This is a genomic window from Streptomyces sp. NEAU-W12 (genome assembly GCF_026242095.1).
GTDB lineage: Bacteria > Actinomycetota > Actinomycetes > Streptomycetales > Streptomycetaceae > Streptomyces.
In genome coordinates this window covers 46,137-64,100 of record NZ_JAPJDM010000014.1, presented here as the reverse complement: position 1 = coordinate 64,100, position 17,964 = coordinate 46,137, and the positions used below count along the sequence as shown (strand labels likewise).

The 17,964-nt window shown below is 74.0% G+C and carries 14 protein-coding genes; 6 read left to right on the top strand and 8 right to left on the bottom strand.

What is annotated here, in order from left to right:
- The first annotated feature begins 30 nt into the window (after positions 1-30).
- Positions 31-912 (top strand): formyltetrahydrofolate deformylase, encoded by an 882-nt coding sequence (purU, locus tag ORI94_RS19080; RefSeq protein WP_266077132.1) that lies wholly within the window; start codon positions 31-33, stop codon positions 910-912.
- A 166-nt stretch (positions 913-1,078) separates the two neighbouring features.
- Here the strand turns inward: purU and ORI94_RS19075 are convergent, their stop codons facing one another.
- Together ORI94_RS19075 and ORI94_RS19070 are read right to left on the bottom strand one after the other, a co-directional pair.
- Positions 1,079-2,491 carry a maleylpyruvate isomerase N-terminal domain-containing protein gene (locus tag ORI94_RS19075; RefSeq protein WP_266077130.1) on the bottom strand — a complete coding sequence of 471 codons (1,413 nt, stop codon included), beginning with the start codon at positions 2,489-2,491 and terminating at the stop codon, positions 1,079-1,081.
- A complete protein-coding gene (locus ORI94_RS19070; protein WP_266077128.1) occupies positions 2,488-3,069 on the bottom strand; it encodes a sigma factor in 582 nt (193 codons plus the stop codon). The genes ORI94_RS19075 and ORI94_RS19070 overlap by 4 nt, the downstream gene beginning before the upstream one ends.
- A 361-nt stretch (positions 3,070-3,430) precedes the next feature.
- On the opposite strand from ORI94_RS19070, the gene ORI94_RS19065 reads away from it, so the two are divergent.
- The 3 genes from ORI94_RS19065 (at position 3,431) to ORI94_RS19055 (ending at position 5,631) form a co-directional block, all read left to right on the top strand.
- The gene (locus ORI94_RS19065) at positions 3,431-3,811 is read left to right on the top strand and encodes an STAS domain-containing protein (protein ID WP_266077379.1); all 381 of its coding nucleotides are present in this window, start codon (positions 3,431-3,433) and stop codon (positions 3,809-3,811) included.
- Positions 3,812-3,935: 124 nt separating this feature from the next.
- On the top strand, positions 3,936-4,451 hold the full coding sequence (locus tag ORI94_RS19060) for an EF-hand domain-containing protein (RefSeq protein ID WP_266077126.1): 516 nt from the start codon (positions 3,936-3,938) through the stop codon (positions 4,449-4,451).
- Positions 4,452-5,187: 736 nt separating this feature from the next.
- The gene (locus tag ORI94_RS19055; RefSeq protein WP_266077377.1) at positions 5,188-5,631 is read left to right on the top strand and encodes an ATP-binding protein; all 444 of its coding nucleotides are present in this window, start codon (positions 5,188-5,190) and stop codon (positions 5,629-5,631) included.
- A gap of 874 nt (positions 5,632-6,505) precedes the next feature.
- On the opposite strand, the gene ORI94_RS19050 is transcribed toward ORI94_RS19055, so the two are convergent.
- From ORI94_RS19050 to ORI94_RS19035, 4 genes are all read right to left on the bottom strand, one after another.
- The gene (locus ORI94_RS19050; protein WP_266077124.1) at positions 6,506-7,708 is read right to left on the bottom strand and encodes a flavin-containing monooxygenase; all 1,203 of its coding nucleotides are present in this window, start codon (positions 7,706-7,708) and stop codon (positions 6,506-6,508) included.
- A 166-nt stretch (positions 7,709-7,874) separates the two neighbouring features.
- Positions 7,875-8,552 (bottom strand): pyridoxine/pyridoxamine 5'-phosphate oxidase, encoded by a 678-nt coding sequence (locus ORI94_RS19045; RefSeq protein WP_266077122.1) that lies wholly within the window; start codon positions 8,550-8,552, stop codon positions 7,875-7,877.
- A gap of 64 nt (positions 8,553-8,616) precedes the next feature.
- Positions 8,617-9,042, bottom strand: a complete 426-nt coding sequence (locus ORI94_RS19040; RefSeq protein ID WP_266077120.1) for a pyridoxamine 5'-phosphate oxidase family protein — start codon at positions 9,040-9,042, stop codon at positions 8,617-8,619.
- Positions 9,043-9,531: 489 nt separating this feature from the next.
- Positions 9,532-10,167, bottom strand: a complete 636-nt coding sequence (locus ORI94_RS19035; protein ID WP_266077375.1) for a TetR family transcriptional regulator — start codon at positions 10,165-10,167, stop codon at positions 9,532-9,534.
- Between the two features lie 134 nt (positions 10,168-10,301).
- Between ORI94_RS19035 and ORI94_RS19030 the strand changes: the two genes are divergently transcribed.
- Positions 10,302-11,087, top strand: a complete 786-nt coding sequence (locus ORI94_RS19030; protein WP_266077118.1) for a VOC family protein — start codon at positions 10,302-10,304, stop codon at positions 11,085-11,087.
- Positions 11,088-11,307: 220 nt separating this feature from the next.
- Positions 11,308-13,665 carry a PQQ-binding-like beta-propeller repeat protein gene (locus ORI94_RS19025; RefSeq protein WP_266077116.1) on the top strand — a complete coding sequence of 786 codons (2,358 nt, stop codon included), beginning with the start codon at positions 11,308-11,310 and terminating at the stop codon, positions 13,663-13,665.
- A gap of 714 nt (positions 13,666-14,379) precedes the next feature.
- Here ORI94_RS19025 and ORI94_RS19020 read toward each other — a convergent pair.
- Positions 14,380-14,571: a hypothetical protein gene (locus ORI94_RS19020; protein WP_042169177.1), complete on the bottom strand. Its 192-nt coding sequence runs from the start codon at positions 14,569-14,571 to the stop codon at positions 14,380-14,382.
- Between the two features lie 247 nt (positions 14,572-14,818).
- A complete protein-coding gene (locus ORI94_RS19015; RefSeq protein ID WP_266077114.1) occupies positions 14,819-17,857 on the bottom strand; it encodes an AfsR/SARP family transcriptional regulator in 3,039 nt (1,012 codons plus the stop codon).
- Between the last annotated feature and the right edge of the window lie 107 nt (positions 17,858-17,964).

Sequence of the window (17,964 nt, the reverse complement as noted above, 5' to 3'; positions counted from 1 at the left end):
CCCGGAGCCGCGTATGGGACCCTTTTCCGCATGAGTGAGCAGCCCGCCCGAGCAGAGGCCCCGGCCGACCAGTACGTCCTGACCCTGTCCTGCCCCGACAAGCAGGGCATCGTGCACGCCGTGTCCAGCTACCTGTTCATGACCGGTTGCAACATCGAGGACAGCCAGCAGTTCGGCGACCACGACACCGGGCTGTTCTTCATGCGGGTCCACTTCTCCGCGGACGCCCCGGTGACGGTGGAGAAGCTGCGGGCGAGCTTCACGGCGATCGGTGACGCGTTCCGGATGGACTGGCGGATAAACCGCGCCGACGAGAAGATGCGCATCGTCCTGATGGTCAGCAGGTTCGGCCACTGCCTGAACGACCTGCTGTTCCGCGCCCGGACCGGCGCGCTGCCGGTGGAGATCGCCTCAGTGGTGTCCAACCACACCGACTTCGCCGAACTGGTGGCTTCGTACAACATCCCCTTCCACCACATTCCGGTGACGAGGGACACCAAGGCCCAGGCCGAGGCGAGGCTGCTGGACATCGTGCGCGAGGAGAGCGTCGAACTCGTCGTGCTCGCCCGCTACATGCAGGTCCTCTCGGACGACCTGTGCAAGCAGCTCTCCGGGCAGATCATCAACATCCACCACTCCTTCCTGCCGAGCTTCAAGGGCGCGAAGCCGTACCACCAGGCGCACGCCCGGGGCGTGAAGCTGATCGGTGCCACCGCGCACTACGTCACCGCCGACCTCGACGAGGGCCCGATCATCGAGCAGGAGGTCGAGCGGGTGGGCCACGACGTCACCCCCGACCAGCTCGTCGCCGTCGGCCGCGACGTCGAGTGCCAGGCGCTCGCCCGTGCCGTGAAGTGGCACGCGGAACGCCGCATCCTGCTGAACGGACGTCGGACGGTCGTCTTCACCTGAGGCCCACCCGCCACGATCCACCGGTCGGGTCCTGGTTCCGGTCGGGTCTCGGGCTTCGGCGGGTCCTGGTTCCGGCGGGCCCCGGTCCCTGACGGGCCCCGGTTCCGGTCGGGCCCCGGGCTTCGGCGGGCTCTGGTTCCGGTCGGGCCCCCGTCCATGACGGGCTCTAGATCCGGCTCATCGACGCCGCCGCCAGCAGGACGTCCCGGATGGCGGCCTTGTCCCCGACCTGCCCGGCGGCCGCCTCCTGCGGAGACACATGGCCCGCGGCCAGGCGGCAGAACTCCGAGCCGTCGAGCGCGATGTGGGCCACCTCGTGTTCCGCGGACCCCTTGGCCGCCGGGGAGTCCAGCGGGATCAGCCACTCCCCGCCGCCGGACCCCTCGATCTCCAGCCGCAGGCTCCGCCCCGGCGCCCCGGCCGCGACCAGCCGCCGCCCGGTGGATACCTCCTGACCGGCCTGCCGGCGTGCTTCGAGGACGGCCGGCAGCATCCGCGCGGCCAGGTCGACCATGTCGTGCAGGTGCCGTCCGGTCGGCGGCTCGTACGGGTAGTCCACGGCCTCGGCGATGTCCTCCCCGTGTACCCAGCACTCGAAGGCGCGGTCCAGCATCGCGTCGTGCAGCGGCAGCTCGTAGCCGCCGTACGAGACCGGGGTCCGTCCCGCGCCGCTGCCCGTGAGGGACACCGTCCGTACCAGGTCGTGCGTCTGCGCGCGCCAGGGCACCCGCACGGAGCGGGTCGGCGGCTGGTGGGCTCCGCGCCAGAACGCCTCGGTGCGGGCCGACGGGGTGGCCCGCTCGGGCGCGAGGTCGCCGAGCGGGTCGGTCAGGCCGAGGGCGGCCGCGACCAGCCCGTCGACCGCCGTCAGATGCGCGATGACCCCGGCGACGGTGGTGCGGCGGGTGGTTGCCTCGTCGGCCTCGTACCAGCGCAGCCGCACGGGCGCGTGCCACTCGGTGTCGCCGAAGTCCTGGAGCAGCGCGTCCAGCCGGGCCGTCTCGGCGTCGTAGGCGGCGGCCCAGTCCGGCACCGGAACGCGCGGCGGGCGCCGCTTGAGGCAGGACTCCAGGACGCGGGTGCGCAGCCCCGGGTCCAGGTCGAGGCTCTCGGGCCGCTGCAGCAGTCCGACGGCGCCCCGCAGGCGCAGTGCCTCCTCGGCGCAGGCCCCGCAGTCGCCGAGGTGCTCCTCGACGGCCGCCGCCTCCTCCGGCGTACAGGCGGCCAGTGCCCACGCGCCCAGCAGTGATGTCAGCACCCGGTGCTCCAGCGCCAGCTGCTCGGGTTCCGGCTCCGGCTCCGGTGCCACTGCGGGCAGGGGCTGTCCGGTGTCCTCCACGGAGGTGCGGGGCGGGGGTATGCGGGCGGCGCGGCCGGATCCGGCGTCACCCTCCGGCCTGCCCGGGGCGCCCCGCTCGCGCGTACCGTCCGCCCCGTTTCCCGGGCCCGCGTGGGGGCCCGCGTCCAGGGCGTCGTGACGCTCGCCGCCTCCCTCGTGCTCCCCGTGCTCGTGCTCCCCGTGGTCACGCTCGCGCCCGTGTTCATGGTCGTCGTACGGCTCGAAACAGTCGTCGCTCACGCCGCACCCCCGATTCCGGGCGGGGTGCCCGGGGTCTCGGTCTCGTGGGCCGTGGCCAGCAGTTGGAGACCCAGCCGGAGGCGACGGCGGGCCTCGTCCTCGGTGACGCCGAGGACGGCCGCGGTCTGCCGGTAGTCCCGGCGCTGGAAGTGCGCCAGCTCCAGCGCGGCCCGCAGCGGCACCGGCATGGCGTGCACGATGTAGTCCGCGCGGGCGGCCACCGAGGCGTGGCGCACCTGGTGCTCCAGGTCCTCCGCGCTGCCGGCGCCGCCCCGGGCGAGCGCGGCGGTCCCGCCGGCGCGCAGCCGCTCGACGGCCAGCCCGTGCGTCAGCGCGGCGAGCCAGGTGCGCAGCGGACCCCGCCGGGGGTCGTAGGCGTCCGGATGTTCCCAGACGTGGGCGAAGACGTCACGCGTGACGGTGTCCGAGGCGTGCTCGTCCCCGAGGACGCGGTGGGCGAGGCCGTGCACGAGGGAGGCGAACCGGTCGTAGAGCTCACCGAGCGCGGTGGCCTCTCCGCGGGCGAGCCGCTGCTGCATCGCGCTGTCCCAGCGGGGCGGTACGTCCTGTTGTGCCATGCGACCCCTTCACCCCCTGCTCCCCTCCGGCGTCCCGGGACGGCCGTGCCCGGTCCGGCGGGTGCTCGCCGACTCCACGAATGTAGTCGGCATGTATGGGTACGCACGTCCCTTTGCGGCAATGCGCGCCTCCGCCGGGCCCCAGGTGGTAAAAGGACGTCGGCGCGCACCTCGGATGCCGTCCGATGGTCTGCCTACCCAGCCCCATTCGATCGGAATCGATCGAATGGGATCGAAACCGACTGAAACAAGCCTTTTCCCTTCGGCTACCGTTTCTTGGGCCGTGTTTCAGGGCACGGCCGGTGGGCAGCCGCGCTGCAAGGAAGCGTAGGTGCTTCTTCCGTTTCGGCGAGCGAAGGGCGTGGTGGTGACCTTCAACGTGACCGACGGAGAGCAGGGTGATTGGGCCGTGCTCCGGGTGTCGGGCGAACTGGACCTGGTGACCTCACCGGTGCTGCGCCAGCGCGTGCACGACGTCGTGGCCGACGGCAGGCACCGCCTTGTCCTCGACCTCTCCGAGGTGTGGTTCTGCGACTCCAGCGGTGTGGGAGTGCTCATCGCCACCCGTCGGCTGCTCCGGTCCTGCCAGGGCAGCCTGCGGCTGATCCTCCCCGCCCGGGGGGCCGCCGAGGGCAGTCACGTCAACCGGGTGCTCGGCGCGCTCGGGGTGCGCCGCCTCTTCGACGTCCACCCGGACGTCCCGTCCGCGGTGGACGGGGAGTCGCGCCCGCTGTCGGCCTGACCCGGATTCCGACCCGGCCCGGCACAAGTGCCGTTTCCGGGCTCGCGGAAGGCACCGCACGTCGTACGCTCCGAGCGAGACGATCCCATGGGACCCCACTGACCTAAGGCGGCCTGAAAGAGACATGGTCACCAGCGAGTACGAGCGCAGGATCGCGGCCCGCTTCGCCACCTTCGACCAGGACGGCAACGGCTACATCGACCGCGAGGACTTCAGCAAAGCGGCCAAGGCGCTGCTCGCCGAGTTCGGCACCCGGGCCCGGTCCGACCGGGGCCAGGCGCTGTACGGCGGCGCCGAGGCCTTCTGGCAGGGCATGGCGGGCATCGCCGACCGCGACGGCGACCAGCGCATCACCCGCGAGGAGTTCGTGAACGGCGCGCTCAAGCGCCTGCGGGACAACCCGGACCGGTTCGCCGAGATCGCCCGTCCCTTCCTGCACGCGGCCCTCGCCGTGGCCGGCGGCGGTGACGGCGAGGGCACGGTGGGCGTCGAGGAGGCCGCCCGTGTCCTGGAGGTGCTCGGCGTCCCCGGGGAGTCGGCCGGGGACGCCGCCGCCACGCTGGACGCGGACGGCGACGGCAGGATCGGCGAGGAAGAGGTCGTGAGCGCCTTCGCCCGCTACTTCACCCTGCCCGGGTAGCGCTCCCGCAGCTTGTACGGCCGCCGCGGACCGCCACGCGCGCGTGCGAGCCGGGGGATGTACGGCCACACCTCCGGGTTTGACGGGTTCACCGCCACGCGCCCGTGGAGCCGGGGGTGCAACACGCCCGGCCCCGGGAACAGTTCGGCCGGCGCCGGGGGCTCCCCGGCGCCGGCCCGGCCGCTCGCCGCCGAACCGCGCGCCGAGCGGCCCGCCGGAACCGCCCGCCCCGTGCCCTGCCCGCGGAGGTGTGGACCGCCCCGCGCGAATGTCACGGATCGTGGCATCCGGTCGTCACGGAGCGTTGAGACCGGGTCGTGTCCCACGCGTGACTTGTCACGTCCTGGAGTCGGCTGTCCGCTCCGGTACCTTGTGTGGGATGCGAGGGGTTGTGAGCACGCACCGCACCGGAGTCGCCCCCGAGGCGAGTCCGGAACGGCCGGTGCCTGCCGCCGTTCTCCGTGCCACCAGGCCGACGGCCACCGTCTGTTCGACTCGCCGGGGCGGGCGTCGCACAGTATGCCGCACGGGTACTCCTTCGCGCTGGAATATGCCCGAAGCGCTTGTTCGCGTGACTGTACGTCAACCATGCTGTTCCATAAGGGATTCACGTTCCGTGACCCCTGTCCAGGTCGTTGTCCAGGCCATGCAGGGAATGGCTACGATCGTGGCCCTCGTGAGGCGCGAGTCCAAGTGTCCGCCGGTTCGGATGGTGTGAGCGGTGCAGGTGCTTCAAGTGCAGCTGGAGATCCGGCCCGACCCCACTGAGGTGGGACGGGCCCGTCGGTGGACCCGCTCGCGGCTGGCCGGTTCGGGGATCGCGGCCGACGAGCCGCTCGCCGAGACGCTGGTCCTGCTCGTCTCGGAACTGGTCACCAACGCCGTGGTGCACACCGGCCGTCCGGCCGTACTGAGGCTCTCCCTGACGGGCGCGGCGGCCGGGGAGGCCACCGTCCGCCTCGAGGTCGCCGACCGGAGCGCCAGGACGCCGGTGCCGCGCTGCGTGGACGGCGACGCGACCGGCGGGCGCGGCCTCGCCCTCGTCGACGGCCTGGCCGACCGCTGGGGCTGGAGCACCGACGGCGCCGGCAAGCGCATCTGGTGCGAGCTCGACCGCTGTGCGGCGGCCCGGGAGGCCGCGGCCCCGACCTGGGGCGGCTTCGCGTACGAGGCGGTGTAGGAGGCCGGGGCCCAGGGGGTCCGGCGGGCGCGGTCGTGCGTGTGCGCGGTGCACCGGTGCACGGCGGGACGGCCGTACGGACAGGGGTGTGAGCCGGTGCGCCGGGTGTGCTTCCGTGCGCGGCACCGAATAGCCGGGCATATGCCACCAATTCCCCCATGGCCTGCCGAAACGGCGTTGACGCGAAGTGACCGTGTGATCACTCTGGTCGTCAGCGATTCGCTGCGAGGGGACGGCGAGGACTTCGGCGACGGGAGCCCTCGGCGAGTGTGGGTCGTGATTCCGGCGCTGCTTCCCTCATGGCCGGGGGAGGGGAGCGGGATGGGGGGCGCCGGAGTCGGAAGGCGGTGCGGTGCCGCGCGCTGGGGACGGGCGGTACCGCACCCGCCGCCGTCGCCGTCTTCGCGCGTTCCGCGGGAGCGGGCTCGGGAGCGTGCGCGGTGAACAACTCCTCCACAGGGTGTGGATAACTTTTCCGGATTCAGGTCCCGGCCCTGCGGCGTGCCGGCTTCCACCGCCACGGCTCCTGCCGCCCCCGGCGGAACGTCGCCCCGTACGCCGTACCGGAAGGGGAGCCTCCTTTCGGACGAACTCGTCACCACCGCCTCCCCGGTGGACGACTTCGGCAGGCCCGCGCGGACGCGGTGGCGGGAGGCGCGGTCCCGCCGGTGCGCGGCGGGGGCACTGATGGCGCTGGTGATCCGCAGGCGGCCGCGTACGCCGGGACCCGCCGTGGGCCGACGGATCCCGGGCGCGGGGTGGCTGACGCCCTGCCGGGGTTGCGAACCGACGGAGCGTCAGAAGCGCGTGCCAGGAGTCGAGTCGACCGGCGGGTGGGCGGCCGGGTCGGTGCGGGAGCCGGCGGCGGTGGCCGTCATCCCGGGAGCCGGGAGACGCCCGGTGCCCCGCGGCGGGTCAGTGCCTTGGCGATCTTCTCCGCGTCGATGGCCAGTTCACGGAGGTTGCCGCTGATGGGGTTGGTGAAGCCGGTGAAGTACAGGCCGGGGGCGTCGGGCGGGGTGCCGGCGCCACGGGCGAGGGGTCTGCCCCGGTCGTCGAGGACGCCGAGGTGGCCGACGAGGCCTTCCAGGGCGCGCGTGTACCCGGTGGCCGCGATCACCGCGTCCGGGCCGACGCGGTTGCCGTCGGCGAGGACGACCTTCCCGTCCTCGAACCCCTCGACGGCGGCCACGATCTCCACCGTGCCCTTGCGCACGGCGTCGACCAGGCCGACGTCCTGCACGGGGATGGCGCCTTCCAGCACTCTGCTGTAGAGGCCCCTGTCGGGGCGCGGCAGGCCCCGGGCCGAGAGGTCCGGCATCGTCGCCCTGGCCTGTGCCCGGCACAACCGGTCGACGAGCCCGACCGGCAGCCGGCGCACCAGGACTGCCGAGTTCTGGGCGGGCCAGCCCGCGGTCGAGCGACGCACGATGTGCGGGGCGGTGCGGACCGACAGCCGTACCCGGGAGGCGCCGCCCTCCACCAGGTCGACGGCTATCTCCGCGCCCGTGTTGCCGACGCCCGCGACGAGGACGTCCCGGCCGGCGAAGGGCTGCGCGTTGCGGTACTCGCAGGCGTGCAGGAACGTGCCGGTGTAGGTGTCCCGGCCGGGCCAGTCGGGCAGCCGGGGCGTGTGGTGGGAGCCCGTGGCGACCACGACCGCGGCGCCGGCCAGCTCGCGGCCCCCGGTGGCGTGCAGCAGCCAGCCGGCGCCGTCGGCGGTGCGCTCGACGCGGGAGACCTCGACCCCGGTGACGATCTCCAGGCGGTGGTGCTCGGCGTACTTCTCCAGGTACCGGACCATGTCGTCGCGGGCGACCCACCGCCCGGACCGCCGCGGTATCGGCAGGCCGGGCAGCGCGGACAGGCGCCGGGTGGTGTGCAGGCGCATCCGGTCGTAGTGGCGCCGCCAGGACGCGCCCACGCGGTCGGACCGTTCCAGGACGACGGCCCGCACGCCCCGGGTGCGCAGTGCGTACGCGACGGCGAGCCCGCCGGGACCACCGCCGATGACATAGACGGGACGGTCCTCCCGGTGCGGTGCCGTGGGGTTCGGGGGTGTGGTGGAGTCGGCCATGTGCGCGAGCGTAATCTCGCACATGCTTGATGGGTCTCGGTCAAGACCGGAATTGGTTGCGGATTGATCACGTCTGCGGGATTCGGGGGTGGGGCCGGGTCGTGGGGCGCCGGGAGGTGGAGGAAGCACCGTGCGCGAGGCGTCCCGCCCCGCCGTTGCCGATTCCTCACGGCCAGAGGAGTTCCCTGGCCCACCCCTCCCGAGACGGCCGCGGTGACCGGCGGTAGCGCAGGCGGGTGTGACGGCGGAGGGAGTCGCCCTGGAAGAACTCCACCTCGTCCGGGCGCAGGCGGTACAGGGTCCAGGACGGAACCGGGGTGTCCGGCTCCCGCCGCGCCAGCTCCCAGGCGGTCCGCGAGGCGCGGTCCAGCTCCTCGGGGGAGCCGAGGACCTCGCTCTGGCGGCCGGTGAGCGCGGAGGCCAGTGCCCCGGCCGAGCGGGCGCGCAGATCGGCGCGCGCCTCCTCGGCCGGGGCGGTGGCGACGGGCCCGCGGACCCGGACCTGGCGGCCCAGCACCGGCCAGTAGAAGGTCAGCGCCGCGTACGGGCGGGCGGCGAGGTGGCCGCCCTTGCGGCTGTGGGTGTGGGTCGCGAAGGACCAGCCGTCCGCGTCCGCGCCGTGCAGTATCACGATCCGTACGTCGGGCAGCCCTTCCGTGTCCGCCGTGGCGAGCGACATGGTGTGAGGTTCGGGCTGGCCGGCCGCCACCGCCTCGGCGAACCACCGCGTGAACAGCGGCAGCGGCTCGGCGGGGGCGGCGGCCGGATCGAACACCGGGAGGTCGGTGACCTCCGGGTCCCACACCCGGAGCGACCTCAGCAGCTCGTGAAGATCGGTTCCCATGCTCCGGTTGCTCCTGCCTCTCGCGTCGTCGTACCGCCGTGCGGACCGTGGTGCGGATCCGCTCTCACACGGATCCGAGATCGGACGACACCCAGCGTTCGGGCCGCATGCGCACGACGACCTGCTCGCCGTGGTCCTTCCAGGCGAAGGCGACATAGCCCTCGACCTTGTCGGCCGGGAGATAGCGGGAGGCGAGCTCGCGCAGCTGCTCGACGGTCGCCGGGGCGGTCTCGACGACCGGCCCTTCGACCGAGACGTAGCGGATGGTGGGGTCGAGGCGGTCGACCATGAGGGAGAACCGGCCCGCCGCGCCGATCAGCCGGTTCTTGCGGGAGTCCAGTCCCGTCATGATCCATACGTCTTCGCCGGGCGCGTACTGGTACCAGATCGGCACGGTGAGGGGCGCGCGCCCCTCACCCGAGTCGACGGCGATCGCGGCGACATGGGGCTCGGCCAGGAACTGTTCGCGCTCTTCTCGGGTCAGGGCCATTCCGGGTTCCTCCTGTGACGTCTGCGGCGTGCGGGCTGCCGTGGCTGCTGGGGTGTCACTCGGGCATGCGCTCGCGCGGGCGGGCCCGCGTCCGGGCGGGCGAGTGGTCGGCCGTCTCGCGAAGTGCTCAACGAGGGTGCGCGCGGCCGTGTTCCCTTTTCGCCGATATGGACCCCTTGCCTCCGCTCGGGTCGCCGCCACGGGCGAGGGTGTCGGGCACGGTGCGGGCGGCCCGGTCGCCACGACTGCCGTGGCGGTCGCACCCGTCGGTCTCCTCGCCGGTCAAGCCGCCTGCCGCGTCACGCAGTCGGAGGCGGGCGCGGAGGCGGGCGCGGGGGAGGGAGGGCTTCGTGGCCCCGGTGTGCGGGGCGCCGCCGGCCGGGCGGCCGGAAACGTGACAGGCGGTGGACCACCGGAGTGGTCCACCGCCTGCCGGACAGGACATGGGGCAACTGGGGAACGGAGGGAAAGGAGATCCGGGCGCCTCGCTCATCTGGTCGGCTTCTTGCCGGTGACGCCCAGATGCACCAACAGGGCCAGATTGGGCTTGAGTTCCGCCTGCTTCACGCCCCAGGAGGTGAAACCTTTCTGGTGCGAGGCGGCGGCCGCGAGCATGGTGACCAGGGAGCCGGCCATCGCGGCGGGGTTGACGTCCTTGTCGACCCGCCCCTTGGCCTGCAACCCGGCGACGGCGTCGGCCAGGGAGGTGTTCACCGAGTTGAGAATCTTCATGCGGATCTTGTAGAAGCGCTTGTCGCCCTCGGCGGCACCGAGATCGACGACACGCAGGATCGCGTCGTGGCGCTTCCAGAAGTCCAGGAAGCCCTCCACGAGTTCCTGCGCGGTCTGCCAGCCGGCCCTGCCGACCCAGGAGCGGCCCTCGATCAGTTCCGTCAACTCGGCGCCCTCGGAGGCCATGTGCTCCGCGATTTCCAGGACGGCGCCCTCGACGTCGGGGAAGTACTGATAGAAGGTCGCGGGCGAAGTCCCCGCCTTCCGGGCGACATCGATGACTTTGACATCCCGGTAGGGGGAGGAGCTGAGCATCTCGCTGAGGCAGTCGAGCAGCTTCTGCCGGGTCGCCTGCCCTCGCCGGCCGGCCACGCGGCCGTCGACGGTACGCACTTGTCCTGTCATGACGTCAGCTTACCGAGGGGCGAGGGGAGCGCGATTCGGCCGACTGCAAATGGGGTGCGGGAGGTGATCGCACCGGGTGTGCCTGGTCTGCATGGTGCGTGCGGCACCGCTACTTTGGCGGTATGGCCGAAAACAGGGCATCGGAGTACACGGAGGGCACCCCCTGCTGGGTGGACGCGCAGCTTCCCGACGTGGAGGCGGGCAAGCGGTTCTACGGCGAACTCTTCGAGTGGACGTTCGAGGACCAGCCGGAGCAGCCCGAGTGGCCCTCGCCGGTCACGCGCCCCGCGCAGTCGGTACGGCCCTCGCCGCCCCTGGGGACCGTGCGGGCCCTGCTCGGCGGCAGGCCGGTGGCGTCCCTCGCGCACAAGACGGACGGCCGGCTCCCCACCGTGTGGACGGTGTCCTTCGCGACCCCGGACGCCGAGGCGTTGTGCCGACGGATCCTCGCGGCGGGCGGACAGCTCGTCTCGGCACCGCGCGCGGTCGGCGAACTCGGCGTCACCGCACTCGTCACGGACCCCGAGGGCGCAGTCTTCTCCCTGTGGCAGGCCGGCGGACAGCCCGGCTTCGGCCGCCGGCACGAGCGGGGCGCCTTCGCCTGGGTCGAGCTCTACACCCGGAACACCGAGGCGGCCAACGTCTTCTACGGCACCCTCTTCCATGACGCCCTGTTCGGGAAGGACACCGAGCCCGACTTCGGCCGTGCCCCGGTCTCCGACGTCTTCCCGGCCGAGATGCCGCCCCACTTCCTCGTGCACTTCGCCGTCGAGGACCCCGGGGCCGCCATGGCGGCCGTGACCCGGCTCGGCGGTCGCGTCCAGGTGCCGCCCTTCGAGACGTCGTACGGCACGGTGGCCGTGGTCACCGACGATCAGGGCGCCTCCTTCGCCCTGCTGTCCCGCTGAACGGGCCCCGGGGCCGCCCCTCGGCCGCCCGTCCCGCCCCCTGTACGCCCCATATGTTCTGCATATATCACTAGACACCCCCTATGTCGTCGGGTTCGCAACCAGGGCCCCGGACAGGAAGAATCGGGGTGCGTGCCGCCACGGGGCTGCGGTGGTGAGACGCTGCACTTCGGTCGCGCACAGGCGGTGGCGCGATTCGTACGGGGAGGTGGCAGGCAAAGTGGTGGATCAGCTGACGCAGCACGATCCGCGGCGTATCGGGCCGTTCGAGGTGCTGGGACGGCTGGGTGCCGGCGGCATGGGGCTGGTCTATCTCGCACGGTCGGCGTCCGGCCGGCGCGTGGCGATCAAGACGGTCCGCACCGAGCTGGCCGAGGACCAGTTGTTCCGCGTCCGCTTCACCCGCGAGGTGGAGGCGGCCCGGGCCGTCTCCGGTTTCTACACCGCGGCCGTGGTGGACGCCGATCCGCGCGCCGCCGTGCCGTGGCTGGCCACCGCGTACGTCCCCGCGCCCTCCCTCGAGGAAATAGTGAACGAGTGCGGGCCGATGCCGGCCCAGGCGGTGCGCTGGCTGGCGGCCGGAGTGGCGGAGGCGCTGCACTCGATCCACGGCGCCGGGCTCGTCCACCGCGACCTCAAGCCGTCGAACGTCCTCGTCGTCGAGGACGGCCCGCGGGTGATCGACTTCGGGATCGCCTCCGGTGTGTCGAACACCCGCCTGACGATGACGAACGTCGCCGTCGGCACCCCCGCCTACATGTCTCCCGAGCAGGCCAAGGACTCCCGCAGCGTCACCGGCGCCAGCGATGTGTTCTCCCTCGGTTCCACCCTGGTCTTCGCGGCCACCGGACACGCCCCGTTCCACGGCGCGAACCCGGTCGAGACGGTCTTCATGCTGCTGCGTGAGGGCCCGGACCTGGACGGCCTCCCGGACGAGCTGCGCCCGCTGATCGAATCCTGCATGCAGATGGAGGCCCCGGCCCGGCCCAGCCCCGCCGACCTCCAGTCCCAGCTCGCCCCGCACCTGTTCGGCTCCGGCTCCGACGACAGCGGTACGGCCTCCGCGTGGCTGCCCGAGCGGGCGGTGAGCCTGATCGAGGGACGCCGGGGCGGCCGCCCGCCCGTCCGTCCGGCTTCCGGACCGGGCCGCAGCGCCGGCGGCCGGCCCGCGGTGCCGCCCCCGCCCCCGGTCGACCCCGTCATCCCGCCGCCCCCGCCCCGGCCGCCGGTGCCGGCCGGCGCCGCCCCCGACCCGGGCCCGGTCCTGCTGGCCGGCGCCGCCGTGCCCATCGGCCCCGGCCCGCGCGTCGCCGACACACGCGCCGCCGCCGTCAAGGCGCCCCCGCCGGAGGCCGCCCTCGCCGCCTCCTGGTCCAAGCCCCGCCCCGGCGTCAACGGCGCCGACCCCACCCCGGCCGGGATGCCCGCCGGGGCGCCGGAGCAGCCGAACGGCTGGCGGCCGTGGCGCTTCAGGATGTCCAACGACGTCTGGGGCACCCCGTCCGTCGCCGGTGACCTCGTCTACGTCACCTCCTTCGAGGTGCACGCCCTCGACGTGGCCACCGGCCGCCGCCGGTTCAAGACCCGGGACGTCGCCTGGTCGATGGCGGTCGCCGACGGCCGGATCCACGCCTCCGACGGACCCACCCTGTTCGCCCTGGACGCCCGCGAGGGCGGCGACCTGTGGCGCCTGTCCACGGACGCCTGGGTGTACTCGCTCCAGGCCGACCGCGGCACCGTCGTCACCGGCACCCGCGGCGGCGGAGTGCAGGGCTGGGAGGCGTCCACCGGCCAGAAGCTGTGGGAGGTCACCGGCTGCCAGACCGACTTCGAGTCCCCGGAGGCCGGCCCCGCCGTCCACGACGGCACGGTCTACGTCTGGCAGGACGCCCGCCTGCGCGCCCTGGACGCGCGCACGGGCGACGAGCGCTGGTCGTACCCCATCGGCGACGCCGCCTCCTGCGGCGGCGTCCCGGTCCGCCTCGCCCCCGCGCCCGACGGGCGCGTGTACGTCTGCGCGGGCACCCGCGTCCTGGCCCTGGACATCGCCGGCGGGCAGGTCCGCTGGCACTTCGAGGCCCCCGCGGTCTTCCTCTCACCGCCCGCCTTCGTCCCCGGCCCGGCCGTCGCCGGCGGCGGTGTGTACCTCGCCGACTACCTCGGCACGGTCTACGCCCTGGACGCCACCGACGGCCGTGACCGCTGGCGCATCGCCACCGAGGCCCGCTCCTCCGTGGAGCCGGTCCTGGTCGCCGCCGGGCACGTCCACGTCGGCAGCGGCAAGGGCCTCTACACCCTGGACGCCGTCACCGGCACGCCCAAGTGGCGCTTCCAGTCCGGCGGCGACATCGTGGGCGCCCCCGCGGTCGCCGAGGGCCGGATCCACTTCGGCTCCACCGACCATCTCCTGTACACCCTGAAGGCCGACGACGGCCGGCTGAGATGGAAACTCGCGACCGGCGGCGAGATCACCGGCTCCCCGGTCGTCCGGGACGGTGTCGTCTACGCCTGCAGCAAGGACCGTTGCGTCTACGCCCTGGACGCGGAGAAGGGGACGGGGACGGCACGGACGACGTGACGGCCGCCGGGGGCGGGCGCGCGGTGGTCGCCCGGGGCACGCCCCGGCGTGCGGGGCCCGTCGGGCACTCGGCCACGGCCGCCGCCTGCCGCCCGCGATCCGGGGCGGCAGGCACATCCCTGCGCGGGCGCGACGGTGGTCGTCTCCGGCACGGGCTCCGGGGGCCCGGGAGCACGGGCGGGAGGTCGGCGAAGGCGGTCGGCGCCGCGCTCCGGATGTCCCGCCCGCCCGGCGGACACCCGGCCACGGCCGCCGTCCGCCGTCCGCCGCCTGCCGTCCGCGGTCCGGGGCGGCAGGCACATCCCTGTGCGGGAGCGCCCGGTGGTCGTCTCCGGCACGGGCTCCGGGGGCCCGGGAGCACGGGCGGGAGGTCGGCGAAGGCGGTCGGCGCCGTGCTCCGGATGTCCGGCCCGCACGGCGGCCGCTCCGCGCGGCGGGAGACCGCCGTCGCGCCCGTCGTTCACGGACGGGTGACGGTCCGGGCGCCCGTCCCTCCGCGTGCGGTGCCGCGAACGGCTGTGTTCCCCGCGCTGCCCCGCCGCGCGACGGGTCCGGGAGGGCGCCGGGGAGCGGGCTGAGGGGGAGAGCCGGGGCCGGCCCCGGCCCGCCTGCTGGTTCCGGGCAGACGGACGGGCCGCGACGGCTCCCCCTCCGCGCCGCCGCGGCCCATCCGTTTCCCCGTGCTGTGTGTGCTGTGTGTGCTGTGCGGTCCGCCTACCGGGTCGGCTTGAAGGGCTCCGACGTGGCGTGGATGTCCTTGGTCTCCAGCGGCTCGTCCGTGGCGTGGATGTCGCCCTGGGTGGTGGCGCCGCCGTCCTTGCTCCTGCCGCCCTCGGCCTTGGTGTCGAGCGGCTCCGAGGTGGCGTGGATGTCGCCCTGCGGCTTGACGACCTGCTCGTCGCTCATGATTCTTCCTGCTCCCCTGTGTGGTGTTCCTGTCGTCCGGCCCGTCCGGCCACTCCCCCGAGGGTGACCGGACGGGCCGTTCCGGCCGCTCGGCCCCGGTGGACCGGTGCCGCGGCCTCTCCTGACGACCCGCCTGCCCCCCGACGCGACGGATCGACTGGGTCCACCATCCCGTCCGGCGATAAACGAACGATGAACGCCTCGACGACGGGCGCCGGCACACCCCGCGGCCCCCGCCGCGCCGCCCTCAGACCGCCTCCACCGGCGTCAGCAGGGCCCGTACCGTCGTCGCCTCCGGCGACCCGAGCGTCTCGTAGATGCGGACCGCCTCCTCCCAGCAGACGCGGGCGCGGCCCATGTGGCCGACGCCGGTGAGGGCGTGGCCCAGGACCGTCAGGACGTTGCCGCGACGCCACTCGCCGCCGATGCCGCGCAGCACCGTCAGCGCCAGCTCGGCGTTGGCCGCGCCCTGGGCGTACCGCTGCCCGGCGAGGTCGACCTCCGCCAGGCGGAACAGGGTCATGCCCTCCCACAGCCGCTGCCGGCTGTCGCGGAAGACCTCCAGCGCCTCCAGGAGCCGGTCGGCCGCGTCGACGAGCCGGTGGCTCTGGGTGAGGGCCATGCCGAGGGCGTAGCGGCCGTTCGCGCCGCGCAGGGAGTTGCCCATGGCGTCGTAGATCTCCATGCCCTCCTGGGCGAGCGCCACGGCGCTGCCGGTGCTGCCCGCGGCGAGCCGGACCCGCGAGAGGTTGCAGAGCGCGCTCGCCTCACCGGGGCGGTCGCGCAGCGTCCGGAAGTGCGCGATGGCGTGGGTCAGATGCTCCTCGCCGGCCTCGGTGCGGCCCTGGTAGAGGGCGATCACGCCGCGGGCGTTGTGGGCCCAGCACACGGGCAGCAGGTCGTCGGCCCGCCGTGCCAGCCGGACGACCTGCTCGGCCTCCTCGTCGGCCAGGTCGAACCGGCCGCCGTCGAGGTGCGCGTGCGCCAGCGTCATCAGCGCCCGCGCCTCCACCCGCGCGACACCGACCTTCCGGGCGGCGTCGAGGAGGGTGCGCGCGGTGGCCTCGTACTCCCTGGAGTTGGCCCCCGACTCCGAGAGGTCCACGGCGGCCCACAGCAGGTCGATGCTCCGGCGCAGCGTGTCCGGCAGGCCGGCGCACTGGCGGGCGAAGGACAGCAGGCAGTTCGCCTCGGTGTAGAGCCAGTCCCGCGCCGCCTCGCGGTCGGGGAAACGCAGTCCGGGGTGGTCGGTGGCGGCCAGATGGTCGACCAGCCGGTCCCCCGGCCGCTCGATCGCGTACACGCCCGCCGCCGTCGCCAGGTAGAAGTCCAGCAGGCGGGACAGGGCCGCGGCGCGTTCGCCCGGGGGCCGCTCGTCGCGTTCGGCGCAGGAACGCGCGTAGAGGCGGACCAGGTCGTGCAGGCGGTAGCGGCCGGGCGCGGCGGACTCCAGCAGGGAGGTGTCCACCAGGGACTCCAGCAGGTCCTCCGTGTCCTCGGCCGGGAGGTCCAGGACGGCCGCGGCCGCCGCCAGCGAGATGTCGGGTCCGCCGGCCAGGCCGAGCAGGCAAAAGGCGCGGGCCTGGGCGGGTTCCAGCTGGCCGTAGCCGAGTTCGAAGGTGGCCTTCACCGCGAGGTCACCCGCCTGCAGCTCGTCCAGGCGGCGGCGTTCGTCGGCGAGCTTGGCCGCCAGCACGGACACGGTCCAGGTGCGGCGGGCCGCGAGACGGGAGGCCGCGATGCGGATGGCCAGCGGGAGGAACCCGCACGCCGCGACGACGTCCAGCGCGGCCTCACGCTCCGACGCGACCCGCTCCTCACCCACGATCCTCGTGAACAGGGCCAGCGCCTCGTCCGGGGACATCACGTCCAGGTCGACCAGGTGGGCGCCGGCCAGGTCCACCATCCGCACCCGGGACGTCACCAGGGCCGCGCAGCCCTCCGTGCCCGGCAGCAGGGGACGCACCTGGGCCGCGTCGCGCGCGTTGTCCAGCAGCACCAGCACCCTGCGGCCGTCCAGCGCGGAGCGGTACAGCGCCGCCCGCTCCTCCAGCGAGTCCGGCACAGCCGCCTCCGGGGTGCCGAGGGCGCGCAGGAAGGCGCCGAGGACCGTCTCCGGCTCGGCCGCCCGGGAGCCCGCGCCCTGGAGGTCGACGTACAGCTGGCCGTCGGGGAAGACGGCCCGCGCCTGGTGGGCGACGTGCACGGCAAGCGTCGTCTTGCCGACGCCGCCTATCCCGGCCAGCGCGGACACCGCCATCACCCGGCCCTCGGCCGAGGCGAGGATCGCGCCGAGTTCGCGTACGAAGGACGAGCGGCCGGTGAAGTCGGGCACGGTCGCGGGAAGCTGGGCGGGCCGGACGGGGGAGGCGGCCGGTTCGGGCGGCGCGGGGGAGGAGGGCTCCGCCAGCTGGGGGTCCGCCCGGAGGATGCGCCGCTGGAGCTCCTGGAGGCCGGGGCGCGGGTCCACGCCCAGCTCGTCGGCGAGCAGCCGGCGGGTGTCCGCGTACACCGCCAGCGCCTCCGCCTGGCGGCCACTGCGGTACAGCGCCAGCATCAGCAGCTCGCGCAGGCGTTCACGCAGCGGGTGCGCCGCCGTGAGCGCCGTCAGTTCCGAGACGACCTCCGCGTGGCAGCCCCGCTCCAGGTCCACGTCCAGCCGCGTCTCCGAGAGCTGGAGCCGCCACTCCTCCAGTCGCACCCGCTGCGCCTGTGCGTACGGGCCCGGTACGCCCGCCAGCGTCTCGCCGTCCCACAGTGCGAGGGCGCGGTCCAGGAACGTACGGGCCGCGCACAGGTCCCCGGCGTTCTTCGCCCGCTCGGCGTCGGCGGACAACCCCTGCGCCACCCCGGCGTCCAGCGCGCCCTCGCCCGCCCCGCGCACCGCGTACCCGCCGGACTCGCTGACCAGAACGCCGGGCCCCAGCGCCTTCCGCAGCCTGGACGCGTACGTACGGACCGCGGCCAGGGCCTGCGAGGGGGGCTCCTCGCCCCACAGGGCGTCGATCAGCTCGGCCGCCGTCGCCGTCCGCCCGCCGCGGAGCAACAGGGCGGCGAGCAGCGCGCGTTGCTGCGGACTGCCGGTGCCGACGGGCTCCCCGTCACGCCAGGCGCGCACCGGACCGAGCACACTGAAACGCAGCACCGGCGGTACCGGTGACGCCGACGGAGCGGGCGACGTCGAAGACTCCGGCGATTCCGGTGACTCCTGCGGCTCCTGCGGCGCCGGTGGCTCCGCCGGCGAACCGGGACGCCGCTGCTCCGGCACGCGCGGTGCACCGTCCATGCAGTCCCCCTATGCATCCTCAACAACCACGCCAGTCTGCCTTGTTCGTGACGGATGCGGCAGTCGTGCGAGACGGCGATCACACGGGCGCGCGCACGGTCCACAAG

Coding starts and splice junctions, on each gene's coding strand:
- purU (WP_266077132.1), top strand. CDS start 31: ATGAGTGAGCAGCCCGCCCGAGCAGAGGCCCCGGCCGACCAGTACGTC.
- ORI94_RS19070 (WP_266077128.1), bottom strand. CDS start 3,069: ATGGCACAACAGGACGTACCGCCCCGCTGGGACAGCGCGATGCAGCAG.
- ORI94_RS19060 (WP_266077126.1), top strand. CDS start 3,936: ATGGTCACCAGCGAGTACGAGCGCAGGATCGCGGCCCGCTTCGCCACC.
- ORI94_RS19050 (WP_266077124.1), bottom strand. CDS start 7,708: ATGGCCGACTCCACCACACCCCCGAACCCCACGGCACCGCACCGGGAG.
- ORI94_RS19045 (WP_266077122.1), bottom strand. CDS start 8,552: ATGGGAACCGATCTTCACGAGCTGCTGAGGTCGCTCCGGGTGTGGGAC.
- ORI94_RS19040 (WP_266077120.1), bottom strand. CDS start 9,042: ATGGCCCTGACCCGAGAAGAGCGCGAACAGTTCCTGGCCGAGCCCCAT.
- ORI94_RS19030 (WP_266077118.1), top strand. CDS start 10,302: ATGGCCGAAAACAGGGCATCGGAGTACACGGAGGGCACCCCCTGCTGG.
- ORI94_RS19020 (WP_042169177.1), bottom strand. CDS start 14,571: ATGAGCGACGAGCAGGTCGTCAAGCCGCAGGGCGACATCCACGCCACC.
- ORI94_RS19015 (WP_266077114.1), bottom strand. CDS start 17,857: ATGGACGGTGCACCGCGCGTGCCGGAGCAGCGGCGTCCCGGTTCGCCG.